The 16,732-nt window shown below is 44.4% G+C and carries 15 protein-coding genes; 14 read left to right on the forward strand and 1 reads right to left on the reverse strand.

The window, feature by feature from the left end; all coding sequences use genetic code 11:
* Positions 1-17 precede the first annotated feature (17 nt).
* From DFO72_RS10235 to DFO72_RS10250, 4 genes are all read left to right on the forward strand, one after another.
* Positions 18-1,265 (forward strand): M20 metallopeptidase family protein, encoded by a 1,248-nt coding sequence (locus DFO72_RS10235; protein WP_113881600.1) that lies wholly within the window; start codon positions 18-20, stop codon positions 1,263-1,265.
* A complete protein-coding gene (locus DFO72_RS10240) occupies positions 1,255-2,310 on the forward strand; it encodes a homoserine dehydrogenase (RefSeq protein WP_113881601.1) in 1,056 nt (351 codons plus the stop codon). Before DFO72_RS10235 ends, DFO72_RS10240 begins: the two co-directional genes overlap by 11 nt.
* A gap of 21 nt (positions 2,311-2,331) precedes the next feature.
* A complete protein-coding gene (locus tag DFO72_RS10245) occupies positions 2,332-3,774 on the forward strand; it encodes an aldehyde dehydrogenase family protein (RefSeq protein ID WP_113881602.1) in 1,443 nt (480 codons plus the stop codon).
* A gap of 283 nt (positions 3,775-4,057) precedes the next feature.
* A complete protein-coding gene (locus tag DFO72_RS10250) occupies positions 4,058-5,602 on the forward strand; it encodes a BCCT family transporter (RefSeq protein ID WP_113881603.1) in 1,545 nt (514 codons plus the stop codon).
* A gap of 532 nt (positions 5,603-6,134) precedes the next feature.
* Here the strand turns inward: DFO72_RS10250 and shc are convergent.
* Positions 6,135-8,009 carry a squalene--hopene cyclase gene (shc, locus tag DFO72_RS10255; protein WP_113881604.1) on the reverse strand — a complete coding sequence of 625 codons (1,875 nt, stop codon included), beginning with the start codon at positions 8,007-8,009 and terminating at the stop codon, positions 6,135-6,137.
* An 80-nt stretch (positions 8,010-8,089) separates the two neighbouring features.
* Between shc and DFO72_RS10260 the strand changes: the two genes are divergently transcribed.
* The 10 genes from DFO72_RS10260 to DFO72_RS29895 all read left to right on the forward strand — a co-directional run bounded on the left by DFO72_RS10260 (position 8,090) and on the right by DFO72_RS29895 (position 16,617).
* Entirely contained in the window at positions 8,090-9,217 is a 1,128-nt protein-coding gene (locus tag DFO72_RS10260) for a DUF2515 domain-containing protein (RefSeq protein WP_258549808.1), read from the forward strand.
* Entirely contained in the window at positions 9,150-9,590 is a 441-nt protein-coding gene (locus DFO72_RS10265) for a CBO0543 family protein (protein ID WP_243856116.1), read from the forward strand. The genes DFO72_RS10260 and DFO72_RS10265 overlap by 68 nt, the downstream gene beginning before the upstream one ends.
* A 518-nt stretch (positions 9,591-10,108) precedes the next feature.
* On the forward strand, positions 10,109-10,261 hold the full coding sequence (locus DFO72_RS29435; RefSeq protein ID WP_166672458.1) for a hypothetical protein: 153 nt from the start codon (positions 10,109-10,111) through the stop codon (positions 10,259-10,261).
* 258 nt (positions 10,262-10,519) lie between these two features.
* A complete protein-coding gene (locus DFO72_RS10270) occupies positions 10,520-11,275 on the forward strand; it encodes a DUF2087 domain-containing protein (protein ID WP_113881607.1) in 756 nt (251 codons plus the stop codon).
* Positions 11,276-11,294: 19 nt separating this feature from the next.
* Positions 11,295-11,645 carry a GIY-YIG nuclease family protein gene (locus DFO72_RS10275; protein ID WP_113881608.1) on the forward strand — a complete coding sequence of 117 codons (351 nt, stop codon included), beginning with the start codon at positions 11,295-11,297 and terminating at the stop codon, positions 11,643-11,645.
* Positions 11,646-11,984: 339 nt separating this feature from the next.
* On the forward strand, positions 11,985-12,164 hold the full coding sequence (locus tag DFO72_RS10280; protein ID WP_113881609.1) for a hypothetical protein: 180 nt from the start codon (positions 11,985-11,987) through the stop codon (positions 12,162-12,164).
* Between the two features lie 26 nt (positions 12,165-12,190).
* Positions 12,191-12,358 carry a hypothetical protein gene (locus tag DFO72_RS29440; RefSeq protein ID WP_166672459.1) on the forward strand — a complete coding sequence of 56 codons (168 nt, stop codon included), beginning with the start codon at positions 12,191-12,193 and terminating at the stop codon, positions 12,356-12,358.
* Between the two features lie 163 nt (positions 12,359-12,521).
* Positions 12,522-15,428: a hypothetical protein gene (locus DFO72_RS29755; protein ID WP_208326889.1), complete on the forward strand. Its 2,907-nt coding sequence runs from the start codon at positions 12,522-12,524 to the stop codon at positions 15,426-15,428.
* A gap of 22 nt (positions 15,429-15,450) precedes the next feature.
* Positions 15,451-15,783, forward strand: a complete 333-nt coding sequence (locus DFO72_RS10290) for a hypothetical protein (protein ID WP_113881610.1) — start codon at positions 15,451-15,453, stop codon at positions 15,781-15,783.
* Between the two features lie 468 nt (positions 15,784-16,251).
* Positions 16,252-16,617 carry a DUF3574 domain-containing protein gene (locus DFO72_RS29895; protein ID WP_243856117.1) on the forward strand — a complete coding sequence of 122 codons (366 nt, stop codon included), beginning with the start codon at positions 16,252-16,254 and terminating at the stop codon, positions 16,615-16,617.
* Positions 16,618-16,732 lie beyond the last annotated feature (115 nt).

Genomic DNA, 16,732 nt, shown 5'->3' on the forward strand with positions numbered 1-16,732 from the left:
GATCGAGGTGAGAGATGATGTCAAATAATCATCCTATCGTTGAGCAAGCGAATAAATTGGCTGGGCGTCTTGTTGAATGGCGCCGTCATTTTCATCAGCATCCCGAACTTAGCTTTCAGGAGTTCGGGACCTCCCGTTTTGTTGCGGATATGTTAAAGGAAATAGATGGAATAGAAGTAGAAACAGGAGTTGGGCTTGAAACAGGAGTAGTAGGCACTTTGACCTCGGGGGATGGACCAGTTATTGCACTTAGGGCTGATATGGATGCCTTACCGATTACGGAGGAAAATAGAACAGGCTATTCGTCCAAAACTGAAGGTGTAATGCATGCTTGCGGCCATGATGCACACACCTCTATTCTCCTCGGGGCTGCCTCCCTCCTCTCGGACCATTTCAAAAAGGGCGAATTGAAAGGGACGGTTAAATTTATTTTCCAGCCGGCAGAGGAGAGCACCGACGCTAACGGACTTTCAGGTTCATCGTACATGGTCCGTGCAGGGGCTTATGACCAGGCTGAAGCTGCCCTTGCACTCCATGTCTGTCCATGGCTTCCAGTAGGTAAAGTGCAAATCAGCGATGGCTACAGTATGGCTAACGTGGATGTTTTTGAAGTGAAAATCCATGGCTCAGGCGGCCATGGAGCTTATCCGGAGCTTGGCACTGATCCTATTTGGATGCTTGGCCCGGTCATGCAGGCATTATATGGAATTACAGCCAGGAGAGTTTCAGCGCTGGATGCTGCCGTTATCAGTATTGGGCAAATCCATGCTGGTACAGCAAGCAACATCATTCCGACTGAGGCAGTTATTCAGGGCACAATTCGGAGCTATACACCGGAAGTCCGTGATTTTTTGGCAACAGAAATAAAGAAAGCGCTTTCTATCGTGGAGCATTTAGGGGGAACCTTTTCATTGAATATCCAAAGAGGAGAGCCCGCTTTAAAAAATCATCCTGCTGTCAATGAATGGATAACGGACGCCATTACAAAGACATATCCAGGCATGGGGATTACCAGGCGCCCATTTGGCCTTGGCGGGGAAGACTTCGGCTATGTGACTGAAAAAATACCTGGATCCATGTTTTTTCTAGGATGTGCACCAATAGAGGGGGTCCAGCGTGATCTTCATACCCCGATTTTTGATTTGGATGAAGCCTGTTTGCCGATCGGAACAGCCATCTTGGTACAAACGGCAGGCATGTTTTTAAGAACGAATCCGAAATTACAAATAGACCAAAATTTGGAGGTGGAAATGCTTGGCACATAAATTGGCGTTTATAGGATTTGGGGTTGTTGGCCAGGGATTGGCGGAAATTCTTCGTGATAAGAAAGAAGCACTTAAACAGAACGAAGGATTTGAAGCTGAAATTGTCGCGATTTCCGATTTAATGAAAGGGTCGATTTACCATCCAGGCGGCCTGGATATCAGTACAGTATTGCAAGTATTGAAAGAAACAGGGAGTTTGGAGAATTATCCGGAAACACCGGGGCTAATCAGGGGATGGGATAGCATCAGAACAATCAAGGACACCAATGCAGATACGGTTATTGAGGTTTCCTATACAGATGTCAAAACCGGCCAGCCCGCCATAGACCACTGTAAGGCTGCATTTGAAAAAGGAAAAAATGTGGTGATGACCAATAAAGGCCCTGTTGCCCTCGCGTACCAGGAGCTTTCTGAAATGGCGCAAAAGCATAAAGTCTACTGGGGATTTGAGGGGACGGTCATGAGCGGTACACCAGCATTACGGATGCCGGCTGCTGCCTTGGCCGGGAATGACATTACGGAAATCCGCGGCATATTGAACGGGACAACCAACTATATTCTGACCCAAATGGAACAGGAGGACGCTTCTTATGAAGCGGCTCTTACCGAGGCACAAAAACTCGGCTATGCAGAGGCGGACCCTACAAGCGATGTAGAGGGCCATGATGCAAGGTATAAAATTGTCATTCTCTCCAACCATGTCATGAATGCTCCTTTATCAGTCGGGGAAGTGGAATGCAAGGGCATTACAGGCATCACTTTGGACGATATTGAGAAGGCAAAGGCGGAGGGAAAGTCCTGGAGGCTAATCGCAAAAGCCAAAAAGGAAAACGGCAAGGTTATTGCCTCGATAGCTCCTGAGAAATTGGGTGCTGAAGATCCTTTGGCTTCCATCAGAGGCGCTGTCAATGCCATAACGTATCAATGCGATCTTTTGGGCACAGTCACATTAAGCGGTGCAGGGGCAGGGAAAATAGAGACAGGATTCTCCCTTTTGATTGACTTAATTTCCATTAATCGTGAAAGGCAGCTTGTTTCAATCTAAAACGGAAAGGCGGTAATAAGCATGACCACTCAACTAACCGGACAAAGAATGTTTCTCGCAGGCGAATGGACAACAGGCGAAAGATTGATTGAAGTTCGTGATCCGCAGGATAACAGCATCATTGATACTGTACCAGCAGCTTCGAAGGAAGATATGCTTACTTGTATTGAAGAAGCGAAAGAGGGGGCGAAGATTGCTGCTTCCCTTCCTGTCCATCAGCGAATGGCAATTATTAATCGGGCTGCAGACTACATTGAAGCCAAGAAAGAAAAATATGCCAAGACGATTGCAAGGGAAGGAAGCAAAACCATTCGGGAAGCTTTAAAGGAAGTGGAAAGAGCCATTCAGACCTTCCGGATCAGTGCAGAAGAAGCAAGAAGGATTCATGGAGAAACCATTCCGTTTGACCAAATGCCCGGGAGTGAAAACCGCCTGGGATACTACCGCCGCTTCCCTATTGGAATTATAGGCGCCATTACACCCTTTAACGATCCATTAAATCTTGTAGCGCATAAGGTGGGTCCAGCCATTGCTTCCGGGAATGCCATTATCGTAAAACCTGCAACAGTGACTCCTCTCAGTGCCCTTTTAATCGCCGAAGCATTTGAACAAGCCGGATTGCCGCCTAAAGTGTTATCGGTCATCACTGGATATGGAAGCGAAATTGGGGATGTTCTTGTTACCCATCCTGCTGTGCGAATGATTACTTTTACTGGAGGCCTGGACGCCGGGGAACAAATTACACGGAAAGCGGGATTGAAAAAGATAAGTATGGAGCTGGGGTCCAATTCTCCTGTTATTGTGCTGGAGGATGCTGATTTGGAAGAGGCTGTTGAATCAACGGTTTCCGGGGCATTTTGGGCAGCAGGGCAAAATTGCCTCGGTGTCCAAAGAGTGTACATCCAGAATTCCGTTTATGAGGCATTTCAACAGGCATTCGTTGCCAGGACAAATCAATACTGCGTAGGGGATAAGCAATCAGAACTGACGGATATGGGGCCGCTTATTACGGAAAAAGAGGCTGTCCGGGTTGAAAACATGGTTAATGAAGCGAAACAAAAAGGAGCAGCCGTATTAACAGGCGGGAAAAGGAATGGGTCTTTTTATTCACCTACTGTTCTCGAAAATGTCCCGGAAGATTGCACCATTGCGAAAGAAGAAATTTTTGGTCCGGTTGTACTTTTGTACCAAGTATCTTGTCTTGATGAAGCAATCAGTAAATCGAATGACATAAATTATGGCTTGCAGGCCGGAATATTTACCAGGGATATCGAAAAAGCACATAAAGCCATTGCCAAAATGGATGTAGGAGGAATAATGATCAATGACAGCAGTGACTACAGGATTGATGCAATGCCATTTGGCGGTGTGAAAAATTCAGGGTTAGGCAGGGAAGGAATCAAATTCTCCATCCAGGAGATGACAGAACCGAAAGTAGTCTGCTTTAAATTATCTAACTATTAGAAACTTTTAATTTAATACTGCCAGACAGCCATCAAGCTGCCTGAATATCGTATGAGGAAGAACAATCCGGCTGCTCCGGAGGGTCTTCCTTTCCTTTTAGATAACTGAAGTCATAATTTATGTCATTCAACAACATTCATATACCTATGAAATGCAGACAGGCTTTAGATTAAAAACCCTATTAAACTTCCATTGCAGTTTTCCAGAAGGCACACAGGTGCTAAATCAATGCTTTGATAGAGCCATATAAAAGAAAAGAAAGATTAATAAGGAGGATTTTATTTTGAAGAAAAACCGGGAACGCGCTTCATATAACAATCCAGTCTTTAAAATCTCAGCCATAATCGTTGGACTTTTTACCATTTGGGGAGCCTTTTCACCTGATAGTCTTGCTAAAAATGCCTCTATTGTTTTTAACTTTACAAGTAAATCATTTGGATGGCTTTATTTACTCAGTGTAGCTCTTTTTGTTTTCTTCTGTTTATACCTTGCTTTTAGTAAATATGGAAACATAAAACTCGGCCGGGATGGAGAAAAAGCCGAATATTCCTTATTTGCCTGGATCAGTATGCTGTTCAGCGCGGGTTTCGGGGTAGGAATTGTATTCTGGGGTGTAGCAGAACCGCTGTCTCACTTTTCTTCTCCACCGCTTCCTGGCGTAGAGCCGCAATCAGCAGAAGCAGCACGGGTAGCCATGCGATATTCCTTTTTTAACTGGGGCATTCATCAATGGTCAGTCTTTGCCATTGTCGGACTGGCTCTTGCTTATTATCAATACCGTCATAAAAGGAAGGTTCTTGTAGGCGAAGTATTAAGCGCAAATCATCCAGAAAAAAGAAAAAAGCTGAAGTCAGCAGTTAATATACTGGCTGTCATTGCTACGGTAACGGGAATTGCCACCTCGATGGGAATGGGTGTCCTGCAAATTAATGGCGGCTTGAACTATGTCTTCTCAGTTCCAAACAACCCTTGGGTACAAATCGGCATAGTTGGCATCATGCTTGCCCTTTATCTTGTTTCAGCTACAACCGGTATTGATAAAGGGATTAAGATTTTGAGTAATACAAATATGATTTTAGTCCTTGCTTTAATGGTGTTCTTCCTGTTCAGGGGTCCCACGGTATTCATATTTGAAAGCTTCGTCCTTGCCATCGGCGATTATATCCAGCATTTTATGGAAATGAGCTTCTATTTGACCCCATACACAGGTGAAACATGGGTTCAGGATTGGACAGTTTTTTATTGGGCATGGGTGATTGCCTGGTCTCCTTTCGTCGGTTCCTTTGTTGCCCGGATTTCAAAAGGGAGAACGATCAGGGAATTTGTAATAGGTGTAATGGTTGTCCCTCCTGCTATTGGGTTTGTATGGATGGCCATTTTCGGAGGAACGGGATTATACATGGATTTATTCCAGGGTACCGCCATATCCCAAGCTGTTTCGCAAGATGTGACAACTGCCATTTTCGTTCTGTTAAAGGAATTTCCATTATACACATTGTTATCAGTGCTGATGCTGGTCCTAATCGTCATATTCCTTGTAACTTCTGCGGATTCAGCTGTTTTCGTTCTGGGCATGATGACATCAGATGGGGATTTGAATCCATCCAACATGGTAAAAGTGATCTGGGGAGTATTAATGGCTGGGATCACTGCCGTGTTAATTGCCAGCAGCGGATTAAAAGGGCTGCAAACTGCTTCCTTGGTCTCCGCTCTTCCTTTTACAATCATATTGGGCATTATTAGCATTTCGCTCTATAAATCATTATCAAGGGAGAGAAAAGAAGCAAAAGGACAAGCCAAGTCGGTTCCCCTGCAGAAAGCCCAGTAATAATTGGTGGAAAAATTCAATTTCTAAAGAGGCACTTATAACATGCCCATCAAGCGATGAACAAATCATTACCCCGTTAACAAAAATAACGCTATTCTTTCTGTAATATCACGGAAAGGATAGTGTTTTTTAGATTTTAAATGAACTTATTCTGTTTTCTCAGGAATTGCAACCTCTTTGGCTTGGGTTCACCTCCTAAATCCTTTTACCGATTCCTATTCCATTTTTCACATTATAGCTTCACTTATTAAACAAGTTCTACGTCCCAGCCTTCATCATGTTTTTGAAAGGCTGTGAAGTTTTTTCTAAAACTATAGGCTGCTTTCGTTCCATAAAAACGGGTAATCATAACAAAGAGGGCTCGCCATTTTGTGGCGAGTTTTCCTTTTTTATATGCCATTTACGTTGTCAAAAGGGCTGTCATTTTCGGTAAAAAAAGTATCTCTGAACGGAACCTAGATTTAATAGGCGGCACCTCTTTTGGCATGAAAAATGTAAAAGACGGCAGGGCTATTTCTCCCTCTGCTGTATATCACTGACCAAACTTCCTTTGATAATGAGCCAAAGCCATAAGTGGAAAAATATACCGATAGCTATGATAATGGATGTAGAAGCTTCCTGCCATGGCCTGCCCTTTAGGATAGGCTGTGGTCCAATCCTCTTTAGCGATTGAATGGACCAGGTAATGAATTCCTTTTAGAATTGATTCTGTCGGCTGATCCTCGGCTGCAATTAAAGCATCCAGCGCCCATGCCGTATCTGTTATGGTACTTGCATTCAAAGGAACATATGATTTTTCACTGTCGCTCAGGCAGGATTCTCCCCAGCCGCCATCTTCGTTTTGGATACTCTTCAGCCAGTCAGCGGCTTTTTGGATGGAGGGATGTTCTTTTGCCATGCCTGAAGCAATAAGCCCTGTTACGGCCGCCCACGTGCCATAAATATAGCAAACACCCCATCTTCCATACCATGAACCATTCTGTTCCTGATTGTTCAACAGCCAGTTAATGGCGTTTTGAACTGCAGGGTCCTGATCAGGCAGATTGGTATAGTTTCCTAAAAACTCTAGAGTCCTTCCGGTCAGGTCGGCAGAGGTTGGGTCTCCAAACATATATTCACCCTTTTCAATCGGCAGGAAGCCGAGCCATGGATTTTCGGTGTTTCTTTCAAAGGAAGGCCAGCCGCCATCCTCATTCTGCATGGATACAAGCCAGCGGACTCCGCGATCCCAGGCATCCTGATGAATTGGACTGTCCTCTGCGCTTCTGGCAATCGATCGCAGCGAAGCCGTTGTATCGTCGACATCAGGGTTTCGGGTATTAACGTCCGAAAATCCCCATCCGCCCGGCAAAGCATTCGGATTATGAATGACCCAATCCCCAAACTGATCATGCTGCCGCTTCAGCAAATAGGTATTTGCTTTCTTTACAGCAGAATCCTCTTGCGAAAGGCCGGCTAATTGGAGAGCGGCATTAATCAGAGAAGTATTCCAGACACTGGCGTTAGCATATTGCATATGGGGGAGACCATCGATATCAGTCCTGAGCGCTTTCAGGCCAGCGACCGCATTTTTTATAATTGGATCGTCTTTGGAATAGCCAAGTGACAGGAGCGCAAAGATCATTAAAAAGGTGGAGCTGAAGTAACTATAGAATGTTCCATCCGGTTCAATCCGCTCCAGCATATATTTTTTTGCCCGGTCCATAGCCATCGAGTGAAACTGTTCAGGCAGTTCTAACAGATCTTCAACACCCTCTTTGATGGCTGATAATAAGGACCGGTATTCTGGCTGGATATCCCATGGGGTTTCTCCTGCTCTTGTTAAAAGTAAATCTGATAGGTCAGGGCTGTTTTTCGTTTTGATACTGAACTTTTTCTCTGCCAGAATCAAAATCGGAGCCAGATTTACACGCCCATACACGGAAAACTGATAAAAGTTAAACGGGAAGGAAAGAGGCAAAAGCATAATCTCCACAGGAATTGGAAAGGATTCAGGCCATTTGTATTGTCCCGTAGACGAAAGCATAATTTTTGTAAAAACATTCACGCTCTCCATTCCGCCATGCTCCAGTATAAATTTCCTGGCGGCTTTCATTCTGGATTCTTCCTTCTGAATATAGCCCGAATACAAGAGCCCGTAATAAGCCTCCAAAGTGGCAGTTGCATTTCCATCCTTTTCATCCTCAAAAATTTTCCAGGCGCCATTTTCCTCTTGCCTGCTTATGATCCTTGCTGCCAGCCCCTGTATTAATTTTTCATCATGTATCTCCAGTGTCCTTAATAAAATGATCATATAAGCATCTGTTGAAATGCCAGTTTCAAATGGATAATTCCAGGAACCATCAGAAGACTGGTCTTTTCTTAATAGGGTGATGAGATCGTTAATGCTGGATACTGTATCAGTCATTTCATGCACATTCCTCTCAAGTAAAATGGATCCTTTAGATACATATTCATATGGCTGAAAGAGAATTCATGGGGGAGGGGATGCTCATCTTTTTTCAAAAGAAGCAAGGGAAGTCCCCGATGGGCTGGTTAAAGGAAGAATTAAAGAAAAGGACAGGAACACAAAAATCGATACATCTTTCAGATGAGGAAAAGGGGATCCTCGGCCATATTAAACGGGAGACAATGGGCTGGAATCTGAATAATGTCACCAGGACAAAAGCCTATCTTGATTTCTACCGGCAGCATCCGGAGATCCATTGGGCTTTTTTGGGGCATATGGTCTCCCGTAATGGCGGCTGGAATATGACCGATTTAAAAGGAGAGATTCTGTCCCGATTAGTACCGGATCGTGAAAAATATTCCTTTTTTTCCTTTCTGGAAAGAGGGAATTGGCTCATTTTTCAGGATGCCTATCCGCAATTTTTGATTTACCGGGAAAGCCTGAAAAGAAATAAGCCATTATTTTTCCTGTTTCCATTCCTTAATATTTCGGTCTTCATGGAAACGGTCTGGAGCAGCTTTTGGAGAAAGCCCGATCCTTACCTTCTCACCATTGCCCTTATCATCAATGAACAGAGCTATTTAGAAAAAAGGGTGATTCAAAATTCGCTATATAAACAAGAGGTTTTTCATAAGCTTGAATTTAAGCTGCAGGAGCTTCTGTCCTTGAATCACATCCTTTTTCCTTATGAAAAGAATGGCGTGACCCATATGAGGGGCCAGACATTGAATCATTTTGAATCACTTCATGAACGGATCCTATTAGGGAAAAAGCTGTATGATGTCCTGTTTAAGGACAAAGAGGTGCTTGCCCTAACGGAACAATGGGCATATGCTCACCCCCATACTGGCTCAAGGAAGGATTATTGGCCGCATATTTTCAATGATATCCATGAAGGACTGCCAGGCGAGCAATATCAGTTTCAATTAAAATCGTGCCAGCTGCGGCCGGGGGGAAGACGGATTTATAGCCCAAGCCTTGAAACGGCCTGGAAAAATGTGAGCCAGGCTGAAGCCGAATCAGGGGATTGGTTTAGAGATTTTCACGTATTGGAGTATTTTCTGGAGTTAGACGATATGATCAATGGGGAGATCCAGCATGCATACTGTAAAACACTTGAAAGACTTGAACTCGCAGCCCTTGCCAAAAAAGCCGTCTGGAATTAGAGCCTATTTGCCGGCCATGCTATTGGCATCGTTGTTAGGCACATATTTAGATCTGTATTTCATCGGGAAGGGGATGTACTACTTCCCGATCCGGCCATTCTCGGCCATCTTTTCCATTAATATATTGTTCACCCTGGCAGTGCTTCCTATTTTCATGATTCCTTTATTAAAAATCATGCAAAGCCTGAATGGCTGGTTAAAAGGATTGTTTGCTTTGACCATCAGTTTAGCAATGGCAGCCCTGGAAAAAATGGCAGAGGACATGGGGCTGTTTGTCCATGCAGATCACTGGCATCATCTTTATACATTCGCGGGATACTGCCTATTTATCGGATTAATCTCTGCGTTTCATGGATGGATTAATAGAAAGTAAAAGGAATGAGTTATTTTTAAAAGCCTATTTCGACGGAAAATAGGCTTTTTTCTGTCTGATTAATTCGCATCAACGAAAATAGAAGACTATCTTTCAGTAATAATACAAAGATTAGATTTATTAAAGAAAGTTAACACTCTATTTACAAATTGGTAAAGGTCCGATTGTTCGACATATTTTTAAAAACTGCTTGATATAATGACATTATTTTAAGAGGAAGGGAGATGAAAACGGCGAAGCACTTGTAGGTTTAATACGATTTGACAATCCTCAGCAGCGAGAATTAACCCATCTATAAAGAAAAATTAACGTCAAAATCATTGGGGGAGGAATCATGACGGAGGTTTTACTTTATGTCGGTACATATATTTCCCTTACTTTTGCCCTCGGCTGGCTGATCACGGTTGCTTTTAATCTGTTTTTAAAATAAACACAACCTCTCACTCCCATAAACTATAGGGGTTCTCTGGATTGGGCTCATTCTTCAAGCATCTTTAAAACCGGGGAGGTATTAAGATTTGTGGATTCTAACACTTTTTTTACATGACAGAGTCAAAATGTTTGAGTATGACAATAAAGATGAAGCCAGAACGGAGTTTGAGAAGGCAAATGGATGTAAGATTCTTTCTGAGATCATACATTTCAGGGACTTTGAAAAGAGAGGAAGTTAAAATACCTGGGCAAATGAAGCAGAGTTGTAAATGGAAAAATGCTAGACCTTCTTAACCGAAGGTCTTTTTTATTTGTCTGTTATTGTTATCACTGAATGCACTAACTTTTTGGTTGTTCGTTTGGGAATAAGCAAACATATTATAGGTGCGTTTGTTTTGTGGTTGACTAAAATTAAACTTTGTTTTAATATGTTTATCATAAAGCAAACAAAGTGATAATTTGTTTATTTTCAAATTGATTAGGATGTGTATGGGTTAATGGAAATATCAACTCTATTCTGGGACGCTTCTTTTGAGGAGCTTAAGCAGGGCTATATCGAAGAAAAGGATTCATTTACATGCCTCTTATGCGGGGACAAGATTGAAAAAGGCATTGTTTACCCGTATAAAGATAGATTTTACGAAGCGGAACGGTATATGCGCATTCATATCGAAACGGCGCATACCTCGGTGTTTGATTATTTGCTGTCCATGGATAAAAAGCTTACAGGCCTTACGGATCATCAAAAAAGTCTTCTGCAGCTTTTTTATCAGGGAAAAAGTGATAAGGGCATTCAGAAAGAACTGGACATGGGGAGCACCTCAACCATTCGCCACCACCGCTTTGCTTTAAAGGAAAAGGAACGGCAGGCGAAGACCTTCCTGGCAATCATGGAATTGCTGAAGGAAAAGGATGAGTACGCACCAGCTTTCCTGCCTGTTCATAAAACAGCCACGATGGTGGATGACCGCTACAACATTACAGAAGAAGAACAGGAGAAGATCCTCAAGAAATACTTCCCTGAAGGCACTGATAAACCGCTCTTAAAGTTTCCGCCAAAGGAGAAGCAAAGGCTGATTGTGCTGCGGGAGGTTGCCAGCCAGCTTTTGCCTGAGCACACATATGGCGAGAAAGAGTTAAATCAGGCTTTGAAGGACTTTTATGAGGATTATGCTCTGATCAGAAGATATTTGATCGACTATGGATTTTTGGACCGAAAGCTCGATGGCAGCGAGTATTGGCTTAAAAAATAGAAAAAACGGGGGAATTATCATGGAACGCAAAAGAGAATTAAAGCAGCAGTTTAAAGAAACACCCATTGAAGCAGGTGTTTATCAAATAAAGAATACAGTGAACAATAAAATCTTCATTGGCAGCACGAATAATTTAAAAAGCTTGAACGGAGTAAAATTTTCACTCGAAACGAACGGCTACATGCCTAACCGGGAGCTGCAGAACGAGTGGAATCAGTACGGGAAAGAGGCTTTTGAAATCGGCATTCTGGAGAAGCTGAAAAAGAAAAATGATCCGTATTTCAACGAGAAGGAAGCCTTGGAGAAGCTGGAAGAAAAGTGGCTGGAGGAGCTGCAGCCATATGGGGAAAAGGGCTTTAACAAAAAATAATGTTTCAATTTAGATAGAAAAATGACGTGTGCCAATCTGCACGTCATTTTTTTTGTGCCCGCGGGATGAGTTAGGGTGAATATTTTAGATAAGTGAAAGTGATTAATTCGGTTGCACTAAAGAGCAAAGAATGGGACAGATTCCAGGAGATATGACAGAGTTTTAAATCTAAAAGCCATAGAGTCTGGATAACTGTAGAGCATAAAAATTTCATTTAACTCCATTTAGAAAATTAGATGCACCCATTTTTAATCATCTGGCTTAATACTAAGGAAAAGCCCCACAACAAAAAATTTATTATTAATAAAATATAGTAGTTTCTAAAAAGGAGTGAACCAAATGCGTGATAAAAGGTTAAACAGAAAAAAGGACAAAGTACAAGGATTACTTGAAGACTTAAACAATATAGAGGCAACAGAAGAAAATGAAAAAATCAGGGGTAAATTGCAATCCAAAGTAGAAAAGCTACAAAATCAAATAGCAGAAATAGAGGCAGAGCCCTCAACTGAGGAAGAATAGAAAGTCAAAAAAGGGTGTGAATCTATTTGCGTAATCGGAAGGTAAGCAGAAAAAAAGCAAAAGTGGAAAAATTACGTGGTGAATTGAGTCAGCTAGGTAATACAGAAGAAAATGAAAAGTCCATGAAAAAGCTGCAATCCAAAGTGGAGAAATTACAAAGTCAATTATCAGAGGCAGAAACGGAAGAAGAGTAAGGCATTAATCAGAAGAATGTCAGATGCCAACAACTTAAGAATAAAGGTAACCAACAAAAAAAAGACTGATTATTAATCTCGTTCCTTCGCTTTCATTATATTAGATTATTAATCCTAGAAATAGACAGGTCAGGAGCAATTTATAATCAGAAAGGAGGAAGAAATGGGTTGGCAAAAGAAAAAAAACAAATTGAAAAAAATTCAAAGATTGCTTGAGAAATTACAGTCACTTGAGAACAATAATGACATTTCAAAAGTGGATTACCAAAGCATAAAAAATGATTATCTTGAGAGATTATTTGAATTAGGCTATAACATTGCAGAAGCAGAAGCAGAAGCAGAAGTGGAAGCCACGGCAACAGCAGAAGCCACGGCAGATGCAAATGCGGAAGCAGAAGCAGATGCAGAGGCGGAAGCAGAGGCGGAAGCAGAAGCAGAGGCGGAAGCAGAAGCAGAGGCAGAAGCGGAAGCAGAGGCGAAGGCGGAAGCTGATGCAGAGGCGGAAGCAGAGGCAGAAGCAGAGGCAGAAGCAGAGGCAGAGGCAGAAGCAGAGGCAGAAGCGGAAGCAGAGGCGGAGGCGGAAGCTGAAGCAGAGGCGGAAGCGGAAGCAGAGGCAGAGGCAGAGGCAGAGGCAGAAGCAGAGGCAGAGGCAGAGGCAGAGGCAGAAGCAGAGGCAGAGGCAGAAGCGGAGGCAGAGGCAGAAGCGGAGGCAGAGGCAGAAGCGGAGGCAGAGGCAGAAGCGGAAGCAGAAGCAGAAGCGGAAGCGGAAGCAGAAGCAGAAGCGGAGGCAGAAGCAGAGGCAGAAGCGGAAGCAGAAGCAGAGGCTGAAGCAGAAGCAGAGGCGGAAGCAGAAGCAGAGGCAGAAGCAGAGGCGGAAGCGGAAGCAGAGGCAGAAGCGGAGGCGGAAGCGGAAGCAGAGGCAGAAGCGAAAGCAGAGGCAGAAGCAGAAGCAGAGGCAGAGGCAGAAGCGGAAGCTGATGCAGAGGCAGAAGCAGAAGCAGAAGCAGAAGCGGAAGCGGAAGCAGAAGCAGAGGCAGAAGCGGAAGCAGAAGCAGAAGCAGAAGCAGAGGCAGAAGCAGAAGCAGAAGCAGAAGCTTGGGCAGAAGCAGAGGCAGAAGCGGAAGCAGAAGCGGAGGCAGAAGCAGAGGCAGAGGCAGAGGCAGAAGCAGAGGCAGAAGCAGAAGCGGAGGCAGAAGCAGAAGCGGAAGCGGAGGCGGAAGCAGAGGCAGAAGCGGAAGCAGAGGCAGAGGCGGAAGCGGAAGCAGAAGCAGAGGCAGAAGCAGAGGCAGAAGCGGAAGCAGAAGCGGAAGCAGAAGCAGAAGCAGAAGCGGAGGCAGAAGCAGAGGCGGAAGCAGAGGCGGAAGCGGAAGCAGAAGCAGAAGCAGAGGCGGAAGCAGAAGCAGAAGCGGAAGCAGAGGCGGAAGCGGAGGCGGAAGCAGAGGCAGAAGCAGAGGCAGAAGCAGAAGCAGAGGCAGAGGCGGAAGCAGAGGCGGAAGCAGAGGCAGAAGCAGAAGCGGAAGCAGAGGCAGAAGCAGAAGCAGAAGCGGAAGCAGAGGCAGAAGCGGAAGCAGAGGCAGAAGCAGAAGCAGAGGCAGAGGCAGAAGCAGAGGCAGAGGCAGAAGCAGAGGCAGAAGCAGAAGCAGAAGCGGAAGCAGAGGCAGAAGCAGAAGCGGAGGCAGAAGCAGAGGCAGAAGCGGAAGCGGAAGCAGAGGCGGAAGCAGAAGCAGAGGCAGAAGCAGAAGCAGAAGCGGAAGCGGAAGCGGAAGCAGAAGCAGAAGCAGAGGCAGAAGCGGAAGCAGAAGCGGAGGCAGAAGCAGAAGCAGAAGCAGAAGCAGAAGCAGAGGCAGAAGCGGAAGCAGAAGCAGAAGCAGAGGCAGAAGCGGAAGCAGAGGCAGAAGCGGAAGCAGAAGCGGAGGCAGAAGCAGAGGCAGAGGCAGAGGCAGAAGCGGAAGCAGAGGCTGATGCAGAAGCAGAGGCAGAAGCAGAAGCAGAAGCAGAGGCAGAAGCAGAAGCTTGGGCAGAAGCAGAGGCAGAAGCAGAAGCAGAGGCAGAAGCGGAAGCAGAAGCAGAGGCAGAAGCGGAAGCAGAAGCAGAGGCAGAAGCGGAAGCAGAAGCAGAGGCAGAAGCAGAAGCGGAGGCAGAAGCAGAGGCAGAAGCAGAAGCAGAAGCAGAGGCAGAAGCGGAAGCAGAAGCAGAGGCAGAAGCGGAAGCGGAAGCAGAAGCAGAGGCAGAAGCAGAAGCAGAAGCGGAGGCAGAAGCAGAGGCGGAAGCAGAGGCGGAAGCGGAAGCAGAAGCAGAAGCAGAGGCAGAGGCAGAGGCAGAAGCAGAAGCTTGGGCAGAAGCAGAGGCAGAAGCGGAAGCAGAAGCAGAGGCAGAAGCGGAAGCAGAAGCAGAAGCGGAGGCAGAAGCAGAGGCAGAGGCGGAAGCGGAAGCAGAAGCGGAGGCAGAAGCGGAAGCGGAAGCAGAAGCGGAAGCGGAGGCAGAAGCGGAAGCAGAAGCAGAAGCGGAAGCGGAAGCAGAAGCAGAGGCAGAAGCAGAAGCAGAAGCAGAAGCAGAAGCAGAAGCGGAAGCGGAAGCAGAAGCAGAAGCAGAAGCGGAAGCAGAAGCAGAGGCAGAAGCGGAAGCAGAGGCAGAAGCGGAGGCGGAAGCGGAGGCAGAAGCGGAGGCGGAAGCGGAGGCGGAAGCAGAGGCAGAAGCGGAGGCGGAAGCGGAAGCAGAGGCAGAAGCGGAGGCGGAAGCAGAGGCAGAAGCAGAAGCAGAAGCGGAGGCGGAAGCAGAGGCAGAGGCGGAAGCAGAAGCAGAAGCAAATAATAGTTTTGATAATAATAGAATTATTGCAAATACAGGGCATAACGTAATGATCGGCTATTGCGATAATAACGCTTCTTTCTTAGCAATAGCACTATCACAAATCGCATTACTTGAAGCTTTAAGAGGAAATCAAGGCTCTAATAATGATGATCTATTAATTGCGAGCTTGAAAAGCACACTTCAGCAAATGAGCCAAGATGGAAACAATAATCGTCAAGCAATCCTGGATGCTATTAACCACCTCAAAAAAGAAGAATAAAATAAGAAAAGGAGGAGATTAGATGGCTAAAAGGAACGTATCAAGATGCAGTATTCCAGCTAAAGGAAAAGAAAAGTTACTTGTGAAAATAAAGAATAGCAGCGAAGAAAATAGCCGGACATTTAAGCTGAATGCTTACGATAAAGATTCAGAAACTAAAGAATCACTTTCAATTAATGATAACCCTTCGTGCGAAGATACCCTGGGACCTGGATCCGAGAAAATATATAGAGTTGATGCAGCAGTGGTTAATACCAAGGTAGTTTTGGAAATTATTCAGGAAAAGGGCGGTTCTGGAATTTCTGTTTCCAGCAAAAATAGAGGTTCATTAAATGCGCTAATTACTTTGAAATAAAAAACGGAGCCAGATTAAAGGATGCTATTGTATCCTATTAATCTGGCTCTTATTCTATTTACTTGTTAGGTGCAGGGATAATAGTGAAACGTGAATCAAAATCTGTAAGGCCATTAAACTCCTATATAGCTCTCCTTATCCTGTTACATAAATGATACCGGTATTTATAATTAATTCCAGCCTTTTAAAGAGTTCACAAATACATTTATTTTACTTCAGCCATTCTTCCCCAAAACAATTCGGGGGACCATCATGGCTGAAACTTAGTTGCCGGCTAAATTCAAGGGCGGCCGGGACAACAGTGATAGAGTTGACAAAAAAGCGAGATGAATTAGTTAAAAGGATATACACGTATATATGAAAATAAGTAAGAAAATACCATGAATAATTTAATGACTGAAGCTATAATCACTGATAGAAATACACCTTTTTTACGGCAGCAAAGTTTTAAACAAAGGAGTGGAAGTTTTGGAAAGGAAAAGATTTGCCTATTGGATGACCCCTCTCATCCTGTTTCTTTGCTTATTGGGAAGTGCTGTCTATTCTGCAGGGCAGCCGGAAGCAGCGAACGGTAAGCACCAATCAGCCTTAAAAGGACAATATTATCTTGAAGACGTGGTAAAAATTTATGTGCCGTCCACCTATGATGTTGATCAGCCAATTGATAATACTCCCTATGTTAACAAAACATTAGAAAAGTTTTCGGGAATGTTTGGAGGGGCAACAGCTGTTGATGGAACAGGAGCATGGATATCTGATGAAGAGCAGCTTGTTAAGGATAAAGTGACCATCGTGTACAGCTTTGCAGAAGATCTAGATAAGAAAAAGATTTAAGGAAGTAGTTGCCTATGCCAAATCTTTAAAGGAAGAAATGAAACAATCATCCGTATCACTTGAGGTCAATGGTAAGATGTATTTTATTGAATGATCGATCAAAAAGAGAGGCTGG

The organism is Cytobacillus oceanisediminis (genome assembly GCF_004366035.1).
GTDB lineage: Bacteria > Bacillota > Bacilli > Bacillales > Cytobacillaceae > Cytobacillus > Cytobacillus oceanisediminis_C.

Coding starts and splice junctions, on each gene's coding strand:
- DFO72_RS10235 (WP_113881600.1), top strand. CDS start 18: ATGTCAAATAATCATCCTATCGTTGAGCAAGCGAATAAATTGGCTGGG.
- DFO72_RS10245 (WP_113881602.1), top strand. CDS start 2,332: ATGACCACTCAACTAACCGGACAAAGAATGTTTCTCGCAGGCGAATGG.
- shc (WP_113881604.1), bottom strand. CDS start 8,009: ATGACTGATACAGTATCCAGCATTAACGATCTCATCACCCTATTAAGA.
- DFO72_RS10260 (WP_258549808.1), top strand. CDS start 8,090: ATGCTCATCTTTTTTCAAAAGAAGCAAGGGAAGTCCCCGATGGGCTGG.
- DFO72_RS10265 (WP_243856116.1), top strand. CDS start 9,150: ATGCATACTGTAAAACACTTGAAAGACTTGAACTCGCAGCCCTTGCCA.
- DFO72_RS10270 (WP_113881607.1), top strand. CDS start 10,520: ATGGAAATATCAACTCTATTCTGGGACGCTTCTTTTGAGGAGCTTAAG.
- DFO72_RS10275 (WP_113881608.1), top strand. CDS start 11,295: ATGGAACGCAAAAGAGAATTAAAGCAGCAGTTTAAAGAAACACCCATT.
- DFO72_RS10280 (WP_113881609.1), top strand. CDS start 11,985: ATGCGTGATAAAAGGTTAAACAGAAAAAAGGACAAAGTACAAGGATTA.
- DFO72_RS29755 (WP_208326889.1), top strand. CDS start 12,522: ATGGGTTGGCAAAAGAAAAAAAACAAATTGAAAAAAATTCAAAGATTG.
- DFO72_RS10290 (WP_113881610.1), top strand. CDS start 15,451: ATGGCTAAAAGGAACGTATCAAGATGCAGTATTCCAGCTAAAGGAAAA.